At 65.0% G+C, this 20073-nt stretch carries 23 protein-coding genes; 14 read left to right on the plus strand and 9 right to left on the minus strand.

Annotated features, from left to right (window positions below):
* Positions 1-94 precede the first annotated feature (94 nt).
* The 4 genes from secB to Q8Q53_RS01565 all read left to right on the plus strand — a co-directional run bounded on the left by secB (position 95) and on the right by Q8Q53_RS01565 (position 4102).
* A complete protein-coding gene (gene secB, locus Q8Q53_RS01550) occupies positions 95-622 on the plus strand; it encodes a protein-export chaperone SecB (protein ID WP_305699984.1) in 528 nt (175 codons plus the stop codon).
* Positions 623-658: 36 nt separating this feature from the next.
* Entirely contained in the window at positions 659-2230 is a 1572-nt protein-coding gene (murJ, locus tag Q8Q53_RS01555; RefSeq protein WP_305699985.1) for a murein biosynthesis integral membrane protein MurJ, read from the plus strand.
* 24 nt (positions 2231-2254) lie between these two features.
* The gene (gene trpS, locus Q8Q53_RS01560) at positions 2255-3289 is read left to right on the plus strand and encodes a tryptophan--tRNA ligase (protein ID WP_305699986.1); all 1035 of its coding nucleotides are present in this window, start codon (positions 2255-2257) and stop codon (positions 3287-3289) included.
* Between the two features lie 114 nt (positions 3290-3403).
* Entirely contained in the window at positions 3404-4102 is a 699-nt protein-coding gene (locus Q8Q53_RS01565) for a DUF4136 domain-containing protein (RefSeq protein ID WP_305699987.1), read from the plus strand.
* A 129-nt stretch (positions 4103-4231) separates the two neighbouring features.
* On the opposite strand, the gene dut is transcribed toward Q8Q53_RS01565, so the two are convergent.
* Positions 4232-4705, minus strand: coding sequence for a dUTP diphosphatase (gene dut / locus Q8Q53_RS01570; protein ID WP_305699988.1), 474 nt, complete (start codon positions 4703-4705; stop codon positions 4232-4234).
* Positions 4668-6203 (minus strand): phosphopantothenate--cysteine ligase family flavoprotein, encoded by a 1536-nt coding sequence (locus Q8Q53_RS01575; RefSeq protein WP_305699989.1) that lies wholly within the window; start codon positions 6201-6203, stop codon positions 4668-4670. Before Q8Q53_RS01575 ends, dut begins: the two co-directional genes overlap by 38 nt.
* Positions 6204-6312: 109 nt before the next feature.
* Here Q8Q53_RS01575 and Q8Q53_RS01580 point away from each other — a divergent pair, with 109 nt between their 5' ends.
* Entirely contained in the window at positions 6313-6711 is a 399-nt protein-coding gene (locus tag Q8Q53_RS01580; protein WP_305699990.1) for a hypothetical protein, read from the plus strand.
* Here the strand turns inward: Q8Q53_RS01580 and Q8Q53_RS01585 are convergent, their stop codons facing one another.
* Positions 6712-7827: a hypothetical protein gene (locus tag Q8Q53_RS01585; protein WP_305699991.1), complete on the minus strand. Its 1116-nt coding sequence runs from the start codon at positions 7825-7827 to the stop codon at positions 6712-6714.
* A gap of 149 nt (positions 7828-7976) precedes the next feature.
* Here Q8Q53_RS01585 and ftsH point away from each other — a divergent pair, with 149 nt between their 5' ends.
* Both ftsH and Q8Q53_RS01595 read left to right on the plus strand, forming a co-directional pair.
* Positions 7977-9905 carry an ATP-dependent zinc metalloprotease FtsH gene (gene ftsH / locus Q8Q53_RS01590; protein ID WP_305699992.1) on the plus strand — a complete coding sequence of 643 codons (1929 nt, stop codon included), beginning with the start codon at positions 7977-7979 and terminating at the stop codon, positions 9903-9905.
* Between the two features lie 27 nt (positions 9906-9932).
* Positions 9933-10316, plus strand: a complete 384-nt coding sequence (locus tag Q8Q53_RS01595; protein ID WP_305699993.1) for a hypothetical protein — start codon at positions 9933-9935, stop codon at positions 10314-10316.
* Between the two features lie 89 nt (positions 10317-10405).
* On the opposite strand, the gene rpoZ is transcribed toward Q8Q53_RS01595, so the two are convergent.
* Both rpoZ and Q8Q53_RS01605 read right to left on the minus strand, forming a co-directional pair.
* Positions 10406-10750 (minus strand): DNA-directed RNA polymerase subunit omega, encoded by a 345-nt coding sequence (gene rpoZ / locus Q8Q53_RS01600; protein WP_305699994.1) that lies wholly within the window; start codon positions 10748-10750, stop codon positions 10406-10408.
* Positions 10751-10854: 104 nt separating this feature from the next.
* Positions 10855-12363, minus strand: coding sequence for a replicative DNA helicase (locus Q8Q53_RS01605; RefSeq protein WP_305699995.1), 1509 nt, complete (start codon positions 12361-12363; stop codon positions 10855-10857).
* A 147-nt stretch (positions 12364-12510) separates the two neighbouring features.
* Between Q8Q53_RS01605 and Q8Q53_RS01610 the strand changes: the two genes are divergently transcribed.
* From Q8Q53_RS01610 to Q8Q53_RS01620, 3 genes are read left to right on the plus strand one after another with little or no spacing between them, the layout of a single operon-like run.
* The gene (locus Q8Q53_RS01610; protein WP_305699996.1) at positions 12511-12993 is read left to right on the plus strand and encodes a UPF0262 family protein; all 483 of its coding nucleotides are present in this window, start codon (positions 12511-12513) and stop codon (positions 12991-12993) included.
* 25 nt (positions 12994-13018) lie between these two features.
* Complete coding sequence (locus Q8Q53_RS01615) at positions 13019-13717, plus strand: glycoside hydrolase family 25 protein (RefSeq protein WP_305699997.1); 699 nt, start codon at positions 13019-13021, stop codon at positions 13715-13717.
* Positions 13718-13735: 18 nt separating this feature from the next.
* On the plus strand, positions 13736-14164 hold the full coding sequence (locus Q8Q53_RS01620) for a cytidine deaminase (RefSeq protein ID WP_305699998.1): 429 nt from the start codon (positions 13736-13738) through the stop codon (positions 14162-14164).
* Positions 14165-14290: 126 nt separating this feature from the next.
* On the opposite strand, the gene Q8Q53_RS01625 is transcribed toward Q8Q53_RS01620, so the two are convergent.
* From Q8Q53_RS01625 to Q8Q53_RS01635, 3 genes are all read right to left on the minus strand, one after another.
* The gene (locus Q8Q53_RS01625) at positions 14291-15433 is read right to left on the minus strand and encodes a M14-type cytosolic carboxypeptidase (RefSeq protein ID WP_305699999.1); all 1143 of its coding nucleotides are present in this window, start codon (positions 15431-15433) and stop codon (positions 14291-14293) included.
* A complete protein-coding gene (locus Q8Q53_RS01630) occupies positions 15430-16023 on the minus strand; it encodes a DUF4136 domain-containing protein (RefSeq protein ID WP_305700000.1) in 594 nt (197 codons plus the stop codon). Before Q8Q53_RS01630 ends, Q8Q53_RS01625 begins: the two co-directional genes overlap by 4 nt.
* Positions 16024-16094: 71 nt before the next feature.
* On the minus strand, positions 16095-16778 hold the full coding sequence (locus Q8Q53_RS01635; protein ID WP_305700001.1) for a hypothetical protein: 684 nt from the start codon (positions 16776-16778) through the stop codon (positions 16095-16097).
* 119 nt (positions 16779-16897) lie between these two features.
* Between Q8Q53_RS01635 and galE the strand changes: the two genes are divergently transcribed.
* The 3 genes from galE to Q8Q53_RS01650 all read left to right on the plus strand — a co-directional run bounded on the left by galE (position 16898) and on the right by Q8Q53_RS01650 (position 18832).
* Positions 16898-17899: a UDP-glucose 4-epimerase GalE gene (gene galE, locus Q8Q53_RS01640; RefSeq protein ID WP_305700002.1), complete on the plus strand. Its 1002-nt coding sequence runs from the start codon at positions 16898-16900 to the stop codon at positions 17897-17899.
* Positions 17900-17974: 75 nt separating this feature from the next.
* Positions 17975-18100: a type B 50S ribosomal protein L36 gene (gene ykgO, locus Q8Q53_RS01645; RefSeq protein WP_003046794.1), complete on the plus strand. Its 126-nt coding sequence runs from the start codon at positions 17975-17977 to the stop codon at positions 18098-18100.
* Between the two features lie 108 nt (positions 18101-18208).
* Positions 18209-18832 carry an HAD family phosphatase gene (locus Q8Q53_RS01650; protein WP_305700003.1) on the plus strand — a complete coding sequence of 208 codons (624 nt, stop codon included), beginning with the start codon at positions 18209-18211 and terminating at the stop codon, positions 18830-18832.
* Positions 18833-18931: 99 nt separating this feature from the next.
* On the opposite strand, the gene Q8Q53_RS01655 is transcribed toward Q8Q53_RS01650, so the two are convergent.
* Complete coding sequence (locus Q8Q53_RS01655; protein WP_305700004.1) at positions 18932-19279, minus strand: hypothetical protein; 348 nt, start codon at positions 19277-19279, stop codon at positions 18932-18934.
* A 197-nt stretch (positions 19280-19476) separates the two neighbouring features.
* Between Q8Q53_RS01655 and Q8Q53_RS01660 the strand changes: the two genes are divergently transcribed.
* Complete coding sequence (locus Q8Q53_RS01660; RefSeq protein WP_305700005.1) at positions 19477-19986, plus strand: helix-turn-helix domain-containing protein; 510 nt, start codon at positions 19477-19479, stop codon at positions 19984-19986.
* Positions 19987-20073 lie beyond the last annotated feature (87 nt).

Here is a 20073-nt window from a genome sequence, read left to right on the forward strand (position 1 = left end):
CGCCCGCTGCCCGCGTCCCAGCCTTGCCGCCCGCGCCGCCGGATGCTAGGCGCGCCGCCAATCCTTTTCATCTGACGGAAAGCTGGAACAACCAATGGCCGACGAAGGCAGCATCATCACCGACATGGGCCTTGGCGCCCCCGCTCCGAACGGCGCAGACACGCTGCCCGCCGCCGGGATCATTTCACAGTATGTGAAAGACCTGTCGGTTGAAAACCCCAACGCGCCGGACAGCTTCCAGTGGACCGACGCACCGGAAATCGATGTTCAGTTCAACATCGGCGCCCGTGCGCTGAGCGAAGAAGTGAGCGAGATCGAGCTGAAGATCGCGATCAAATCGCGCACGCAGGCTGGCACGGCGTTCATCATCGACCTGGCCTATTGCGGGCTGGTGGGCATGCGCAATCTGGACGAGCCGCAGATGCACGCGTTCACTTATGCCGAAGCACCGCGTATCCTGTTCCCGTTTGCGCGCCGCGTGATTTCCGACGCCGTGCGCGATGCCGGGTTCCCGCCGCTGCTGCTGGAGCCGATTGATTTCAACGGGATCTACCTGCAGCAACTCGCCGCGCAGCAGGCCGACGCCGAAGCTGCTGGCGACGCTCCCCTCGGCAACGCGTAAGCGCCCCGCCGGGCCGCGCGCAGGATTGAACCGCGCATGAGCCTGATCAGGAACGTCACCACGATCGGCGGTTTGACCGCGATCAGCCGCGTGTTCGGGTTCGCCCGCGACATGCTGCTGGCGCGCGTGCTGGGCGCGGGCGGCGTGGCCGATGCCTGGCAACTGGCCTTCCAGTTGCCCAACATCTTCCGCCGCCTGTTTGCCGAAGGGGCGTTTGCATCGGCCTTTGTTCCGCTGTTCAACCAGCGGGTCGGCAGCCAGGACGGCAACGACGACGCCTTCCGCTTTGCCAACGATGTGGTGGCGGTGCTGGTGCCGATCCTGCTGGCCTTTTCGGGCCTGGCGCTGATCGCCATGCCGTGGGTGATGGGGCTGTTCGCCAGCGACGCGCTGGCCGCCGATGGCACCCGCTTCGACCTGAGCGTGGCGATGGCGCGGATCGCGTTTCCCTATCTTGCCTTCATGAGCCTGGCGACGCTGCTGGCCGCGATCCTCAATTCGATGTCGCGGTTCGCTGCGGCGGCGGCTGCACCAATCATCCTGAACCTGTGCCTGGTCGCCGCATTGATCGGCGGGGCGATGCTGGGCGGCGGGGAAGCCGCGAAACAGCAGACCGGGCTGTTCCTGGCAATCGCAGTGTCGGTTTCGGGGCTGCTCCAGTTCCTGTGGTTATGGTTCTGGGCGCGCAAGTGCAGTTTCAGCCTGAAGCTGCGCCGCCCTCGGCTGACCCCGGAAGTCGGCACGCTGGGCCGCCTGATCCTGCCTGCCGTGCTGGGCGCGGGGGTTTACCAGATCAGCCGGTTCATCGACCTGTTCTTCCTGTCGAGCCTGCCGGACAAGAGCATCACCTTTCTGGCCATGGCCGACCGGCTGAACCAGCTGCCGCTGGGGATCATCGGTATCGCGCTGGGTACGGCGATCCTGCCCGCGCTGTCGCGCTATATCGCCCAGTCCGAAGATGGCGAGGCATCCCGCCTGCAAAGCAACGCGGTCGAACTGGCGCTGCTGCTGACGATGCCCGCTGCCGTCGCGCTTTACGTGACCGGCACGGCCATTACCCGCGCGTTCTACACCGGCGGAGCCTATACCGTGGCGGACAGTCTGGCGACCGGATCGGTCGTGGCGATGCTGGTCGTCGGCCTGCCGGCCTATGTGCTGGTCAAAGTGCTGATGCCGGGGTTTTTCGCCCGGCGGGATACCAAGACCCCGGTCTATACCGCCGCGATCTCGCTCACGCTCAATGTCGTGCTCAACCTGGTGCTGGTGCCGCGGCTGGGCGTGGAAGGGCTGGCGCTGGCCGGATCGATCTCGGCCTGGACCAACTGCGCGATGCTCTATGGCATCCTGGCGTGGAAGGGCCATTTTCGCCTGACCGGGCAGGTCGTATCGCGGATCGCACGGATCATGCTGGCCTCGGCGGCGATGGGCGCGGTCTTGTGGTGGCTCGTGCCGCTGGGCACGGATTGGTATATCGGCGGGGTGATTGAGCGGATCACGGCCATCGCCGGCCTCGTGCTTGTCGGAGTAGTCGTGTTCTTCGGACTTGCGATTGCTTTCGGAGTGGTCAATCGCGCCACCATCGGCCAGTTGCGGCGGCGCAAGGCCTGATCAGGACAAAATTTAGGAAATCCCATGCGTATCGTTTCCGGCATCCAGCCCACGGGCAACCTTCACCTTGGCAACTACCTGGGCGCAATCCGCAACTGGGTGAAGATGCAGGACGAAGTGGCCGCCAGCGGCGGACAGAGCCTGTATTTCCTGGCCGATCTCCACGCGATCTCGATGCCGCACGTGCCCGCAGACCTGGCGGCGAACACCCGCGAAATGGTGGCCGCGCTGGTCGCCTGCGGGATCGACCCGGACAAGTCGATCCTGTTCAACCAGACCCAGGTTCCCGCCCATGCCGAACTGCAATGGCTGCTCAGCGGCACCGCCCGGATGGGCTGGCTGAACCGCATGACCCAGTGGAAGGACAAGGCCGGCAAGAACCGCGAAGGCGCCAGCGTTGCGCTGTTCACTTATCCGGTGCTGCAGGCGGCAGACGTCCTGCTCTATCAGGCGACCCATGTTCCGGTCGGCGAAGACCAGAAGCAGCATCTGGAACTGGCGCGCGACATTGCGCAAAAGTTCAACAACGATTTCGGCCCCAAGGACGAGAATGGCGAAGCCGCCCCGGTGTTCACCCTGCCCGAAGCGATCATCCCGCCCGAAGCGGCCCGCGTGATGAGCCTGCGCGACGGCACCAGCAAGATGTCCAAATCCGACCCGTCGGACATGAGCCGGATCAACCTGACCGACGATGCCGACACGATCATGGGCAAGGTCAAGAAGGCCAAGACCGACCCTGAAGTCCTGCCGGGTGAGGCCAAAGGGCTGGAAGGCCGCGCGGAAGCCGCCAATCTGGTGGGCATCTATGCCGCGATGGCCGGGTGCGCTGTCGATGCAGTTCTGGCTGAGTTCGAAGGCAAGGGGTTTGGCGCGTTCAAGCCTGCGCTGGGCGAACTGCTGGTTGCAAAGCTGGCCCCGATCAACGCCTGCTTCATTGAACTGCGGCAGGACCGCGCCGCGCTCGACGCGATCCTGCGCGCAGGCGGCGAACGCGCCCGCGCGCTGGCCGCGCCGACGCTGGCGGCAACTTATGAGGCGCTGGGGCTGGTGCGGGGCTGAGCGGCCCATTCAATTGCCATTCAGGCGTGCTGGTTTACCCCCGTCAGACTGCTAACGTTCCGCTTGCTGTGGTGCGCGAATCGCGCCGGGGCAAGCAAGGGAGAAAACGGGTCCATGTCGCACCACCGCACTTCGCCGCTCGGCTGGTTAAAGGCCGCCCTCGTGCCGCTGATGTTGGTAACGCTGGCCGCTTGCGCCACACCGTTCAACGCCAATGTCTCGCGCTTTGCCAGCCAGCTGCCTGCGCCGCAGGGGCAGACTTTCGCGATTGTCGCGGATGACCCGGCGCTGGCCGGGGGCCTTGAGTTTTCGCAATACGCCCGCCTGGTCGAAGCCCGGATGGCGCAGCTGGGCTATACCCCGGTTGCCAGCACCGATGCCGCCACACTGATCGTGCGGTTCGACTATGGCGTCGACAAGGGCCGTGACAAGGTCCGCAGCACCGGCTTTTCCGATCCCTATTGGGGTTCGTGGTATGGCCACCCGCGCATGGGTTACTGGGGCGGTCGCCGGGGTTACTATCGGCCCTTTGGCTATGCCCGCCACAGCGCGTGGGGTTACGGCTGGTATGATCCGTGGTTCGACAACGGCTATGAAAGCTACACTGTCTATACCAGCGGCATATCGCTGAAGATCGATCGCAAGGCCGATGGCCAGCGCCTGTTCGAAGGCAAGGCCGAAGCGGCCTCAACCTCGAACCGCCTGTCGCACCTGGTGCCCAACCTGGTAGAGGCGATGTTTACCGATTTCCCGGGTAATTCCGGCGAAACCGTGCGGATTTCAGTCGCTCCGGAGAAAAAGCGGGACAACTGATCGGCACACCACCGAGAGTGAAAGGGCGGGGTCGGCAACGGTCCCGCCCTTTTTCTTGGCTGCGGGGCTTGCCGTTGAAATTCCCCTCCCCGGCGGGGAGGGGTTAGGGGTGGGGGGCAATGTTTACGCCTAGTTCCCCAGCGCGGTCACCCCGCCGGTGGAGCCGAACCCGCCCTCACCCCGCGCGGTTTCATCGAGTTCGCTCACCTCTAGCCAGCTGCCTTGCGTCACCGGGGCCAGCACCAGCTGCGCCACCCGGTCACCGCGCCGGATTTCGAACGCATCCGCGCCGTGATTGATCAGGATGACTTTCAACTCGCCGCGATAATCGCTGTCGATCGTGCCGGGGGTGTTGGGCACAGTGATCCCGTGCTTCAGCGCAAGGCCCGAACGCGGGCGGACCTGCACTTCGTAGCCGGCCGGGATTCCCAGCGCGAGGCCGGTGGCGACCGCGTGGCGCGCAGCCGGAGCGATCGTGACGTCTTCTGCGGAAACAACATCCATGCCCGCCGCGCCAGCCGTGGCATAGGCGGGCAGGTCCAGCCCTTCCCCATGCGGCAGGCGTTTAACGCGGATCGGGACTGGCGGGGGGAGCGAGTGCATCGGCGATCCTTTCGACAAGCGCGCGGGCGACATCGTCCTTTGGCATTTCGGGCAGGCTTTCGACACCCTGCGCGGTGACGATATGCACGGCATTGGAATTGCCGCCCATCACATCGCCCGACACATCGTTGGCGATAATCCAGTCCGCGCCCTTGCGCTGGCGCTTTTCGGTGGCGTGCTGGATCACCTTTTCGGTTTCGGCAGCAAAGCCAACTACCAGCTTCGGGCGCTTGTCGCTGACCGACAGCGTCGCCAGAATATCGGGGTTTTCGGTCAGCCGCAGCGCGGGCGGAGCCGATCCGCGCTTTTTCATCTTCTCGCTCGACGTTTCCAGCGTGCGCCAGTCAGCCACGGCGGCGACCATGATCGCCACGTCGGCCGGCAGCGCACGCTTGACCGCTTCGGCCATTTCACGCGCGGTTTCCACGTCCACCCGGTCCACCCCCACCGGCGTTGGCAGACTGACCGGCCCGGACACCAGCGTCACCCGCGCGCCCAGCTGCGCCGCCGCAGCGGCAATTGCGAAGCCCTGTTTCCCGGACGAGCGGTTGGCAATGTAACGGACCGGGTCGATCGGCTCATGCGTTGGCCCGGCCGTGATCAGCACGTGTTTGCCAAACAGCGGGCGATGCGGCGGGTCTTCCTCGAAATCAGGCTGGAAGGTCAGCGGGTCGTCAGTCAGCTGGTCGATCAGCGGTTCCGGCTCTGACTGGTCCGACACCAGATGGTTGATCGCCTCCGCATCGGTCGGCGGCGCGGCCTTGGCCCTGCCCTTCTTCGGCAGCAGCAAGCCAGCCGCCACAGGGTCAAACTCTGGAACGGGCAGTTCGGGCAGCTCCGGCACGTCCGCGAAATCCTCGCCAAACACGGCGGAACTGACCGTGCTGCGGGAAATGAGGCTGGCCGACAGCCCGCCCAGATCGCCCGCCTCAACGGCTTCAACCGGCGCTGGCGCATCCAGCCCCAGCATCGCGGCAATCGCCTGCCACACTGCTGCCGGTTCGGGCAGGCGGCCGGGACCATATTCGCCGCAGGCCATCATCCCTTCGTCGGGATCGAGCACGGTCACACCGCTCGCCACCAGCGTTTCGACGTTCCGCTGGGTCGCGGCGTGCTGCCACATCCGCACGTTCATCGCGGGCACGGCCAGCACCGCCTTGTCGGTGGCGAGCAGCAGCGTGGTCGCCAGATCGTCCGCGATCCCGGCCGCCATCTTGGCCATCAGGTTGGCGGTGGCGGGGCAGACCACCACCAGATCGGCGGCGCGCGACAGCTGGATATGGCCCATCTCGACCTCGGCGGTCAGATCCCATAGCGTGGTGTGAACCGGGTTCTCGCTCAGCGCTGCCAGCGTCATCGCGGTGACAAACTGCGCGCCGCCTTGGGTCAGCACGCAGGTTACCTCGGCGCCGTTCTTGCGGATCAGGCGCACGAGTTCGCACGCCTTGTAGGCCGCAATTCCGCCGCCGACGATCAGGAGTATCCGGGGGTTCCTCATAGCAGGCAGCTTGTGCAACGCCGCTCCCTTTCGCGCAACAGGCTTTGCTTTCCCGCAACGCCTGCGCCACAGTGGTCAAGTTCGCGTTAACAGGGGGAGTTACCGAAAAATGCGCATCATCCTGACCGCCGTGCTGTTTCTGGCCGGTCTGTTCAATTTGTTCCTGGGGGTCAGCTTTCTGATCGATCCGGCGCGGCTGGGCGCAGCCTTCAACCTGTCACCGGTCGGCCCCGGCGGTCTGGCCGTGCTGCGCGCCGATCTGACCGCATTCTTCCTGGTCGCGGGCGGATGCCAGTTGTGGGGCGGCTGGCGGCGCAATGGCGATCTGTTGCTGGTGCCCGCGCTGCTGTTCGGCATCGCCTTCACCGGCCGCGCGATCAGCGCCGCGCTGGATGGCACGGCCCCAGGCTTTGCCATGCCGATGGCCCTGGAGGCGGCGCAAGTAATCCTGGCCGTTGCCGCCTGGCGCGTTTTGCCGCACCACAAGATCAGCGAAATCGCGAACTGATCAGGCCGTTCTCGCCCCGCGCCACAGCGATCCCAGCGCGCGCGGGGCGAACGCCAGCCCGAGGAACATCACCGGGGCGACCACCGCGCCCCAGTAAAAATTGTCCGGCCGCCCGGCGAGCATGAACGCCAGCCCATAGCCCAGATAGAGCAGCGTCCCGAACGCCCCTGCCGCCGTGCGCCACCCGGCCCAGCCCAGCAACGCTAGCACGATCAGCGGACCCGCAATCCAGTGCGGGAAGAACCGCAGGTTGCTGGAAAGGGCCACGTTTGACAGCCAGCCCGACAGGCCGCGCAATTGCAGCCATTCGGGCGATGGCCGGTCCGTGGCCAGCACTTGCAGCGCGGCATAGTGGTGATGCACCATGATCAGCACCACGAACGCCGCCGCCAGCGCGCCCCATGCCGCCGTTTCCTTCCAGTCGCGCCGCCACGCCGCCATCGCCCCCAGCAGCAGCACGAACGGAAACACGTGTTCGCGGATCGCCAGCGCCAGCGCGGTCACGGCCAACGCCGCGCCCCATTTGCGTCCCGGCCGGTGCAAGCCGAACGCCAGCGCCACCAGCATTCCCGCCCACAATTCGTGCAGCACGAAGTAATAGCGGTTCAGCCCCAGCGACGCGCCAAAAAATACCAGCGCCAGCCCGATCCGCCGGGTGCGCGGATCGCCCGCTTCCTCGGCCAGCCGGTCCCACCATACTTTCAGCACGGCCAGCATCAGCACGATCGCCGCCACCATCTGCCCGACCGGCCCCAGCCACATCGCCAGATAGGCCAGCGTCGGCGGCCGTACCGCCCAGCCCGGCGTGACCGGATAGTCCGACCGGCGATGTTCCTGCGCCGCGACGGTGTAGTAATTCTCGCCCTTGCCGATCCGTTCGATCACCGTGTCATACAGCGCCAGATCGTCATCGCGCGGACGTTCGGCCCCCGGCACGTCCGCGCCGGACAGGTTCTCGACGAAATCCTTGGTGACGATGTCCTGCTCGCCCGCCGTGATCGGCACCAGCGCGGATGCGATGAGCAACAGCGCGAACGCCAGCAACGCCAGCCGCGCAGGCAGTTTCGGCCAGCCGGCAAAACGATCTTCGGCCAATCCGCTGCTGCTGTGGTTCATCAATACCCCTCTATTGAATTTTCAGGCCAAGGACTTCAGGCCAGCTTGTGCATTGGCCTGCGCCGTGGTGCAAGCTGTCGCATCTGTCACGGCGTTAGCTTGCGATTCAGCCATGCCGTCCTACATTGGCGGCGAAAGGACTTTTTGCGATGAATGAGGAACAGCCGAACGGCAATCCAATGATGAAAAGCCTGCTGATGTGGGGCGGGATCATCATGGCCTTGCTGCTGGTGGTGTCGATGATGGGCGCGCGCAGCGAACCGGCGGGCAGCGCAATCGGCTATTCAGAGTTCCGCAACCGCGTGTCCGAAGGTACCGTTGCGTCGGTGCAGGTGTCTGAAACCCGGATCACCGGGAAGTTCAAGAATGGCGAGGCATTCAGCACCGTCCCCGTGCCCAACGACGCCTCGCTGCAACCGCTGCTTCAGGAAAGCGGTGTGAAGTATGAAGGCAAGGCTGCCGAAGAACCCAATCTGCTGCTCTATATCCTGGTCAATTCGCTGCCGTTCCTGCTGATCCTGGGTGTCGCGTTCTTTGCCCTGAAGCAAGTGCAGAAGGGCGGCGGCGGCGGCGCGATGGGCTTTGGCAAGTCCAAGGCCAAGCTGCTGACCGAACGTCAGGGCCGCGTCACGTTCGATGATGTTGCCGGGATCGACGAAGCGCGCGAGGAACTGGAAGAAATCGTCGAGTTCCTGCGCGATCCGCAGCGCTTTTCCAAGCTCGGCGGGCAAATCCCCAAGGGCGCCTTGCTGGTCGGTTCGCCCGGCACCGGCAAGACGCTGCTGGCCCGCGCCATCGCGGGTGAAGCGGGCGTGCCGTTCTTCACCATTTCAGGTTCGGACTTTGTCGAAATGTTCGTCGGCGTCGGCGCCAGCCGCGTCCGCGACATGTTCGAACAGGCCAAGAAGAACGCGCCGTGCATCGTCTTCATCGACGAAATCGACGCGGTCGGCCGCCATCGCGGCCACGGTCTGGGCAATTCGAACGACGAACGCGAACAGACGCTCAACCAGCTGCTGGTCGAAATGGACGGGTTCGAAGCCAACGAAGGCATCATTATCATCGCCGCCACCAACCGCCCCGACGTGCTGGACCCGGCGCTGCTGCGCCCCGGCCGGTTCGACCGGCAGGTGGTGGTGCCGATCCCCGATATCGAAGGCCGCGAAAAGATCCTGGCGGTTCACATGAAGCGGGTGCCGCTGGCCCCCGACGTGAATCCGCGCGTCATTGCACGCGGAACGCCGGGCTTTTCCGGCGCGGATCTGGCCAATCTGGTCAACGAAGCCGCCCTGCTGGCCGCGCGCCGCAACAAGCGGCTGGTTGCCATGCAGGAGTTCGAGGACGCCAAGGACAAGGTCATGATGGGCGCGGAACGCCGCAGCATGGTGATGACCGAGGAAGAGAAGAAGATGACCGCCTATCACGAGGCGGGCCATGCGATTGTCTCGGTCAACGAGGCCGCGTCCGATCCGATCCACAAGGCCACGATCATCCCGCGCGGCCGCGCGCTGGGCATGGTGATGCGCTTGCCGGAACGGGACAGCTATTCCTATCACCGCGACAAGATGCACGCGAACCTGTCGGTCAGCATGGGCGGGCGCGTCGCCGAAGAACTGATCTTCGGCTATGACAAGGTGTCATCGGGTGCATCGTCAGATATCCAGTATGCCACCGGCCTTGCGCGCAACATGGTCACCAAGTGGGGCATGTCGGAAAAGCTGGGACCGCTGCAGTATGAAGACCAGCAGGAAGGCTATCTGGGGATGGGCGGCACGCAGCGCACGTTCGCCTCTGACGAGACGAACAAGCTGATCGACAGCGAAATCCGCGGACTGGTCGACGGTGCGCACACCCGCGCGACCGACATCCTCAAGACGCATGAGGACAAGCTGCACCTGCTGGCTCAGGCCCTGCTCGAATACGAAACGCTGACCGGCGACGAGATCAAGGAACTGCTGGAAACCGGCAAGCTGGACCGGCCCGACAAGCCCAGCGGCCCGGCCCGGCCCGTGACGGTTCAGGGCTCGGCCATCCCCAAGGCCGGGCGCCGCTTTTCGGAAGCCCCGCAGAGTACCTGACAGCATGCCCAGATCACGGAGAAGCACATGAAATCCATCGCCGCCGTCGCCATCGGGTTCAGCCTGGTGCTGGCTACCCCTGCTTTCGCCAACACGGGCGAGATGAGCGTCGCAACCTTCCTGTCCAAGGCCGATGCGCTGCGGGCCAAGGGTCCGGCGGCGCTGTTTTCCGGCGACATGAAAGTGCTGAAAAGCGAAGGCGAAGCCGCCGGAGCTGCCTATCGCTCACGGCTGACCGCCGAACGCGCAGCCGGCAAGCCCAGCAGCTGCCCGCCAACCGGCGGCAAGGCGCGCATGTCATCCGATCAGTTGCTGACCCACTTGCGCGCCTATCCCGCACCGGCGCGCGGGGCCACGACGATGAAGGCGGCGATGGCGGACTATTTCATCAAGACTTATCCCTGCCGCTGATCCGTATCCGCAACTGACCCCCAAACGAAACGGCCCGCCTCCCCAATGGGGAAGCGGGCCGCTGCGCAGGCGTGAGCCGCTGGCTGTGGTCAGCCTTCGTAATCGCCGCCGATCGAGGTGTTGCGCACCGGTGCCGCAGCGGTGATCCGCAGCGCTTCAGCCGACTGGCTGAGCGAGCCGATGTCATCAACTTCATCGTCATCATCCGGCAGCACGCGCTGAAGCGAGCTGATCACTGATTCCTTGAGGTTGGCCGGACGCACGGTCTGCTCCGCGATTTCGCGCAGGGCGACCACGGGGTTCTTGTCCCGGTCACGGTCGATGGTCAGTTCGGCGCCGCCCGAAATCTCACGCGCACGCTGCGCGGCCATCAACACCAGGTCGAAACGGTTGGGAATCTTGTCGACGCAATCTTCAACGGTAACGCGCGCCATCGGGCACTCCAGTCCAGGAAATCGGGGAAAGACCGGGCCTACACGCAGGGTGATTCGCAAGTCAAGAAATATTCGCATAAAGCATTGTATTAATTGACTATTTTTCAGTCGTTATTATAGCTCGCCATCGAATCATCTGCCAGATCGCTGAACCGGGTGATCCGCGGTTCGAACCGCATCCGCACTTTGCCGGTTGAACCATGGCGCTGCTTGGCCACGATCAGTTCGGCCGTGCCGAACACCCGTTCCATTTCGGCCTGCCAGGCGGCGTGGGCTTCGTGCGTCTTGGAATCGTCCGACCCTTCGGGCACTTTGGGTTCGCGCGCCGCGACGTAATAGTCTTCGCGGAACACGAACCAGACCATGTCCGCGTCCTGTTCGATCGAGCCGGATTCGCGCAAATCCGACAGCATCGGGCGCTTGTCCTCGCGCTGTTCGACCGCACGGCTGAGCTGTGACAGCGCAATCACCGGCACCGACAGTTCCTTGGCCAGCGCTTTCAGGCCGCGGCTGATTTCGGAAATCTCGTTCACGCGGTTGTCGTTGGCGCGGCCCGATCCTTGCAGCAACTGGAGGTAATCGACCACCACCAGCCCGATATCATGCCGCCGCTTCAGCCGCCGCGCGCGGGTGCGCAGCGCGGCGATGGTCAGGCTCGGCGTATCGTCGATAAACAGCGGCAGCTCGGCCAGACGCTGGCTGGCATAGGACAGCTGCTGAAAATCCTCGCGGCTGATCTTGCCCATGCGCAAGGCTTCGGAACTGATCCCGGACTGTTCGGCCAGAATACGCGTGGCCAGCTGGTCCGCGCTCATTTCCAGGCTGAAAAACGCCGTCGCCGCGCCGACCGACTTGGCCGTATCGATCCCGTCCGCCAGATCCCGCCGCAACCGGTCCGCCGCGTTGAAGGCGATGTTGGTGGCAAGCGAGGTTTTGCCCATGCCCGGACGCCCGGCCAGGATGATCAGATCGGAATCGTGCAGGCCGCCGACCTTTTCGTTGATCGAGGTAAGGCCGGTGGTCGTGCCCGACACGTGCCCGCCCGACAGCAGCGCCTTTTCGATCATGCCCAGCGCGGTGCGGGTCGCCATGGCGAACCCTTGCGCCTCGGTGCCCGCCGCCGCCCCTTCGGCCACCTGATAAAGCGCGGCTTCGGCCAACGAAATCTGGTCCATCGGCGCGACGCTTTCCGATGTATCGAGCGCGGAATTGACCAGGTTGCGTCCCACCGTCACCAGTTCGCGCAGCAGCGCGAGGTCATATATCTGCTCGGCCAGTTCGCGCGGCGCCAGCAGCCCCTGCCCATCCGCCGTCAGCCGCGCCAGATAGGATGCGCCGCCCAGATCCTTCAGCGCCTCGTCCGCCTCGAAATAGGGTTTCAGCGTGACCGGCGTGACAATCGCCTTGCGGTCCAGCAGTTGCAGGATGCGCTCATAAATCCGGCCATGGACGGATTCAAAGAAATGTTCGGGGCGCAGCGGCGTGACCAGTTCCTCGATCACGCGGTTATCGATCAGCGCCGCGCCCAGAAACGCGGCCTCAGCCTCGACGTTGGCGGGCAGCGCGCGGGCGAGCGGTTCGGACGGGCGAGTGATGAGATCGAGTTCAGCCATGCGCGGCATTCTTTGCGCGCCCGCCCGGTCCGGTTCAAGGCCGCTGGCAGGCGCGAGTTTTGCACAGGGTGTGGAATTATTCGCACCGGCCGATGCGAAATCCCCCTCTTGCCGCCGCATATTGCATCTGCGAGAAGCCGCAGCAGGATGGCAGACGCACGGATCATCGACATCGCGCTGGATGAAGCGACGATCCTGTGGCGCAATGCCGATATCGAGCAGGAACGCCGGATCGCGATCTTCGACCTGATCGAGGACAACACCTTCAAGCCGATGCGCGCCTGGGGGGCGGGCCATCAGGGCCCGTACCGGCTGCGGCTTTCGGTGGAAGACGGCCGGCTGGTGCTGGAAATCAGCGCGGAAGACGGCAGCCTGCTGGAATCGCTGATCCTGGGATTGGGTCGGTTCCGCCGCCACATCCGCGAATACTTCGCGATCTGTGACAGCTATTACCAGGCGATCCGCAAGGCCAGTGCCATGGAAATCGAGACAATCGACATGGCCCGGCGCGGCGTTCACAACGAAGCAGCAGAAATGCTGCTGGAACGCCTTGATGGAAAAGTGGAAACTGACTTTCCCACCGCACGGCGGCTCTTTACCCTGATCTGCGTGCTGCATATCAGGGGTTAAGTTTCAAAGGGTCGGCGCACACATCATGGCACGCAAATCATCCAGTCGCTGGCGGCTGCGCCTGCTGGGCGCGGGACTCCTGATCGCGCTGATCGGCGGCGGCTGGGCATGGTGGGATCTGCATCACTGGCTGCCGCCGCGCGCCGCCTTCCCGCTGCAGGGCGTGGAAATCGGCGCGGAAGACGGCGCGGTGGACTGGCCGGCGCTGAAGGCCATCGGCGCGGACTTTGCCTATCTCGATGCTTCGGCCAGCGCCTTTGCCCGCGACGGCGCGTTCGTGAAAAACCTCGAAGAAGCCCGCGCCGCCAAGCTCCAGGTCGGCGCGGTCCACCGCTATGACCCCTGCCAGCCGGCCGAAAAGCAGGCCGGCAATTTCGTGACCGTGGTGCCGCGCGATGCCAAGCTGCTGCCCCCGGCGATCGACCTTGACATGCTGGCCGACGATTGCCCGATCAAGGTCAGCGACGCCGCGGTGCAGAGCGAGCTGACCACATTCATCAACCAGATCGAAACGCACACCGGCAAGTCCTCGATCCTGAAAGTGTCGCGCGCGTTCCAGCGGCGCTATGGCGTCGCCGCCGCGATCGACCGCAACCTGTGGCTGGTGCGCAACCGGTTCCAGCCGGACTATGCCGGTCGGCCGTGGATGCTGTGGACCGCCAACAGCACACTGGCCAACGAAGCCGGGGCCACCCCGGTCCGCTGGGTGGTGGTCCAGCCCTGAACCGGTTAGGAAGGTTGCATGACGATTGATCGCGACACCCTGATCGCCGCCGCCCGCGCGGCTGCCACCAGTGCTTATGCCCCCTATTCCAACTTCCACGTCGGCGCGGCGCTGGGCTTTGCCGACGGGTCGGTGGTAACCGGCGCGAACGTGGAGAACGCCAGTTACGGCCTGACGCTGTGTGCGGAAACGGTCGCGGTGGGCAAAGCGCTGTCAGAGGACTGGCGCGGATCGCTGGAAGCGGTCGCGGTGATCGGCGGCAAGGCGGGCGAGGTTGGCGCAGGCGCACCAGTCACACCCTGCGGCCGCTGCCGCCAGATGCTGAACGAGGTCGCGGCGCTGGGCGCCAGCGACCCGCTGGTGTGGTGCGTGGGCGAGGACGAAGTGCTGGAACTGCGCCTGTCAGACCTGCTGCCCCATGCGTTCGGGCCGGATAGTCTGGCTTAGGCTGGCAACCGGGCCCAGCCTCCGCAAAACCAAGCTCCGTTCGTGTCGAGCGAAGTCGAGACAGCTTGGCGCTAACGTGTTTCGACTTCGCTCGACACAAACGGACGAGAGATAGCGCTAAGGAGGTTACTCCGCCCCCTCCAGCCACTCCAGCAACGCGCCCAGGCAGTCGCGGCCCAGCAGTTTGCTGCGCTCCGCCGACCAGCCTTGCGCGGCGCAGGGCAGGTCGTCGTTGTCCTTGAACGGCATTTCCAGCGTCATCGCCGCGCAGCCGAACCGCTGCGCCACCTGATTGGTCGACATTGCCAGATTGGCCCGGCCCTTGCCCGCCACCGGATAGCCGTGCCGGGTCTGGAAATCGGGGGTGCGGCGTTTCAGGATGGTCTTGTAGCGGTCAAACCCGCTCTGCTGGCCTTCCGTCCACGATGGGATGCCTTCGAACCCGGCCAGAAACACATGCGGGATCGCCTCATCGCCGTGAACGTCCATCGCGAAGTCGACGCCGGACGCGTCCATCGCGTCCCGGATCGCCAGCACTTCGGGGGATTTTTCCGCGCTCGGCTCGGCCCATTCGCGGTTGAGGTTCATCCCCGCCGCATTGGTCCGCAAGTGGCCTCGGCACGATCCGTCCGGGTTGGCATTGGGGACGATGTGGAACCGGCAAAGCTGGCGTAGTTTGCGCGCGATCGGATCGGCCGGATCGGTCAGGCATTCCAGCGCGCCTTCCATCCACCATTCGGCCATCGATTCGCCCGGATGCTGGCGGGCATAGAGCCAGACCTGCTTCGCCCCCTCGCCCAGTGACAGGCAATCGATCGCCTGCCCTTCCAGGCTGTAGCCCAGCACGCGATGATCCACGCCGTCAGCCTCGGCCATGGTAGACACCAGATCATGGTGCCGCTCCATCGAATAGGGCGCGAAATAGGCGAACCACGCCAGATTGCCCATTGGCCGATAGTGGATCGTCAGCGTGCCGCCGTCCTCGTCCGCGTCATAACTGCTGGCCGCGCGGCCCCAGAAATCGCGGTCCTCGCTGACGGCGGCGCGGTAGCCGGGCCAGCCGCCGGGATAGGCTGAACCGCCCAGCCCGGTGATCTTCAGCGTCAGTTCGCGGCCCTGCGCGCCCGCGACGCGAAAGTGGAACCACTGGTAGAAGTCCGAATGCGCGTCCTTGCGGATCGCCAGCCGGGCGGATGCGCCGTCGATGGACAGCACCTGGATATTGCCGCTGTCAAAGGCGGCGTCGATCTGGATCGGAGATGGGCTCATTTGACCGAGATAGTCTCACCCGACTGTCCCGGAAAGCCCTGAAACAACGCTTCGGCCAGCTTCCCCGCGCTCAGCGTCGTATCCGCCAGCGGCGATGAGGCCCGGACCGAAAAGCTGGCCCGCCCTTCCCACAGCGCCTGCCCGCTCATCCGGTCCTTGATCACCACGCCCAGCATCGATTCGACTTGCGCGGTCGGCTTGGGAGACAGGTTGAGGCCGATCCCGACGCCAAGGCCGGACCCATAGCTGCCCGTCGATCCGCCCACCCCGACGCTGACCGGACTGCCGCTCCGATCAGGCTGATACGTGCCGCGCGTAAAGCGCAGTTCCGCCACTTGCGCGCCGGTTCCGGCGGGCACACCGCTATAGCCAGTCAAGGTCAGCTGGCGCTGCACGGCCATCTGATAGGTCCGCCATTCGATCGACGCGCCGTCCATGCCGGGGGCCGGTTCGACCGAGATCGTCCCCTTGCCCAGCGGTGACACGTCGGGCACGTGAAACCGGGTCACTTCGACCGGTCCGGTCGGCGCGACACAGCCCGCCAGGGGTACCAGCGCCAGGCAAAGTGCGGCGAATTTCAGGGGCTTCATTGCGGGCGACCTCTCCATCAAGGGCTTGTTGCGGCAATTGTGCGACCGCGCGGCGCGTGATGCAAGCGTGGTCATGCCCCGGCGGCGGGGAAGCCTTCGAACAGCGCGTCGGCCAGCCGCTGGGCAATCTTCTGGTCGGTCCAGCGGGCATCGCCCTGACGGGTCAGGATATCGGCCCGCCCTTCCCACAGCACCGCCCCGCTGACGCGGTCCCTGATCCGCGCTTCCAGCCGGGTGGATACCAGCGCGCCCTTGGGTTTGGTCAGATCGATGTTGATCCCCATGCCCATCATGGTGCCGCGATTCGATACGCCCATCATCATTTCACCGCTGACCGGCTTTTTCGGCGCTTCCTGCGGTTCGGCCACGGCATGGGCCACGCGCACTTCGGCAACGTGTGCGCCGTCGGGCGTGGCAGTCTGGTAACCGGCCCCGGCCAGCGCATCGATCACTGCCGCCTGATAGGTCGCCATTTCGCGGGCATCGACCAGACTGGTGGCCGGGGCCTCAATCACGCTGACCGTGCCTTTGCCGAGGGCCGCCACGGCTGCCGGATCTTCGGCCACGAACCGGGCGACCTGCACTTTGCCTTCGCGGTTGACCGATACGGCGCGGGCATTTCGGGCATAGCCGCTGGGTGCGCTGGTCCAGCCCCGATCACCCCAACCCCGATCACCCCAGCCCCCCGGCTGCGCCTGCGCCGGAGCCGCCAGCGCGATCAGGGACAGCAAAGTCAGAGTGCGCGGCAGGGACATGGGGTTCTCCGGGAAAACAGTGAAGTTATCAGCGCGCTAGTCCGTTCAGCTTTGCGCAAAGCTGAACGGACAGAAAATCGCTGCCAAGGTCAACCGGCGGTGCTAACAGCCTGATCGACATGACAACAAAGCTCCCCGTGCTCGTCACCGGCGGCGCCGGCTATATCGGCAGCCACGCGGTTCTCGCCCTTCAGGATGCCGGCTGGCCGGTGGCGGTGATCGACAATCTGGTCACCGGATTTCGCTGGGCTGTGCCCGAAGGGGTCCCGTTCTATCAGGGCGACATCGAAGACGGCGCACTGCTGGCCCGGATCTTCGCCGAACAGGGCATTCGCGCGGTGATGCATTTCGCCGGATCGGTGGTGGTGCCCGAATCCGTGTCGGACCCGCTGAAATATTACCACAACAACACCGCCAAGACCCGCGCGCTGATCGCCGCTGCCGTGGCCGCGGGCGTGCCGCACTTCATCTTCAGTTCCACCGCCGCGACCTATGGCATCCCCGAAGTCTCCCCCGTGACCGAGGATACCCCCCAGCGCCCGATCAATCCTTATGGGATGTCGAAGCTGATGACCGAATTCATGCTGCGCGACACGGCGGCGGCGCACCCGCTGAACTTCTGCGCCCTGCGCTATTTCAACGTGGCGGGCGCCGATCCGCAGGGCCGCACCGGGCAATCGACCGCCGGGGCCACGCACCTGATCAAGGTCGCGGGCGAAGCTGCCCTTGGCAAGCGCGCGGGCGTGGAAGTGTTCGGGACCGATTTCGGCACCCCTGACGGCACCGGCGTGCGCGATTACATCCACGTCAGCGATCTGGCCAACGCCCACGTGCTGGCGCTGGACCACCTGATTGCCCACCCCGCCGATTCGCTGACGATGAATTGCGGCTATGGCCAGGGTTATTCGGTGCTCGAAGTGCTCGATGCGGTGGACCGGGTGACCAACAACACGATCGTCCGCACGCTCTCGCCCCGCCGCGCGGGTGACCCCGATTCGCTGATTTCCGACAACCGCCGGATCAAGGCGACGCTGCCGTGGGTGCCAAAGTTTGCCGACCTCGAACTGATCGTGGCCCACGCGCTGAATTGGGAGCGTAAACTGGGCGAGATCCGGGGGTAAGGGTTGACTTGGGCCAGAGTCACCCTTAACGGCCCGGTCTCCAATTTCAGCGGCGCGTTGCCGCACGAGGGTATCATGAAGATTCGCAACAGCCTGAAGTCGCTCAAGGACCGCCACCGGGACAACCGCGTGATTCGCCGCCGTGGCCGGACCTATGTGATCAACAAGACCAACCGCCGCTTCAAGGCGCGTCAGGGCTAATCACCCGGCGTTTGGCTGTTCCGGCGTTGCCGGGCAGTCCCCTTCACCGGCCCGCCTCCGGCAGCGGAGCGCGGGCCGCGGCTGTTTTATCCCTGCGGAGCCGCCAGCATGACTACCCGCCGCGAAGGGCCGATCGATGCAGTCGTGTTCGATGTCGGCAAAGTGCTGGTGCGGTGGGAACGCCACCTCCCCTATATCCGGCACTTCGCCGATCCGGCCCAGTTGGACTGGTTCATGGATACCGTGATCCCGCTGGACTGGCACGCCGAGCATGACGCCGGCCGCTCCGCCGCCGACCTGATTGCAGAGCGCAGCGCGTTGTTCCCCGATTACTCCGGCCTGATCGCCGACTGGTTTGGCCGCTTCAACGAAACGATCCCCGGCCCCGTCCCCGGCAGCCCCGAACTGGTCGAGGCACTGCACGAACGCGGCGTGCCGCTTTATGCCATCACCAATTTCGGGGCCGACACCTGGGCGGGTTTCCGCCCCCACTTTCCGCTGGCGGACCGCTTTCGCGACATCGTGGTGTCGGGGGTGGAGCAACTGGCCAAGCCTGACCCCGCGATCTACGCGCTCGCCGCGCGCCGGTTTGGCCATGCGCCGGACCGGATGTTGTTCATCGACGACAGCGAAGCCAATGTTGCCTCGGCCCGCGCATCAGGCTGGCACACGCACCATTTCATCGACGCCGCCGGGCTGGCGGCAGAGCTGCGGGCCCGCTGCCTGCTCTGACGGCCCCCCTCCCCTTGCCGGGACAGAACAAAAAAAGGCCCCCGTCCGAAGACGGAGGCCAGCAAGGGGGTGTTATAAGGAGTGCCTGGGTGATTGGCGTCAGGCAGCGCCGTTGCAGCGCGCGAGCTTGTCGGCGCTCAATTCGCCCTTCGGGGTGGCGAAGCTGGTAACCGGCCCAAAGGCCTTGGCAACACGGGCACACGTCGTCGCCGGGGCCGAGCCATCGCTCGAACCGGTGCACGAATCGCCGGAGCAATTCCACACCGCGCCGTTCACGACCTTGCGCGCCGGGGCTTCGACAGCCGTGGCCAGCTTGGCGGTGTAGACCTTGGCGGACTGCGCCGCAGCCGGGGTGGTGGTGGCGGTGAACGAACCGATGGTGCCGACAACGGCCAGCGCCCCGACAAACAGGGTGCGCGAGAGCGGACGGCGAAGAGTGGAAATCATGATACTGCCCTTTCGAAACTGCACGCAGGGACCGTGGCTCGTGGGAGGGGGGATGCCGATTTGCGTTGCTGAAGCCGAAATAATGCGATAGGTATTAAGTTGCAACCTAAAACTGTGCATCGCAGCAAAGATTTTTTTGTCACACCCGAAGCCTGATTGCGTTAGGCTTCGATTCCGGGATTGGGGACATTTGAAAGATGGGTAAACTTCACGAGCCGCTCGATGAAATCCAAAGCTGCGGATTGCCGTGCGCGCTGGAAGTCATGGGTGAGCGCTGGTCGTTCATGATTTTGCGCGCCGCGTTCAACGGCCTTTACCATTTCGAAGAATTCCTGGGCGCGCTGGGGATCGCCCGCAATATCCTGTCAAACCGGCTGGCGCGGCTGGTCGAACACGGGATCATGAAGCGCGAGCATATGCCCGATGATCGCCGCAAGATCGAATACCGCCTGACCGTCAAGGGGCTGGACCTGCTCCCCGCCATGCTGGCGCTGCGCCAGTGGGGCGAAAAATACGGCGTTGGCATCCCGGCCAACCCGGTGTTGTGCGACAGCCGCGATGGCCAGCCGATCGCCGCGATCGCGATCCACGCGCACGATGGCCGCCTGCTCGCCCCGATGGAACTGGAATGGCGCGACCGGGCGGATATCGGCAAGCCGCTGGCTGCCGACGATGATGGCCTACGCCCGCGACTCAACGCGCTCTGACCGCACGCACCGCCGGTTGACCGCGCGCACCGCCGGTTACAGTACCGTGCGCGCCATACCCGCTCCAGCCGATCACGATTCAAACCG

This window comes from Novosphingobium sp. (genome assembly GCF_030699305.1).
GTDB lineage: Bacteria > Pseudomonadota > Alphaproteobacteria > Sphingomonadales > Sphingomonadaceae > Novosphingobium.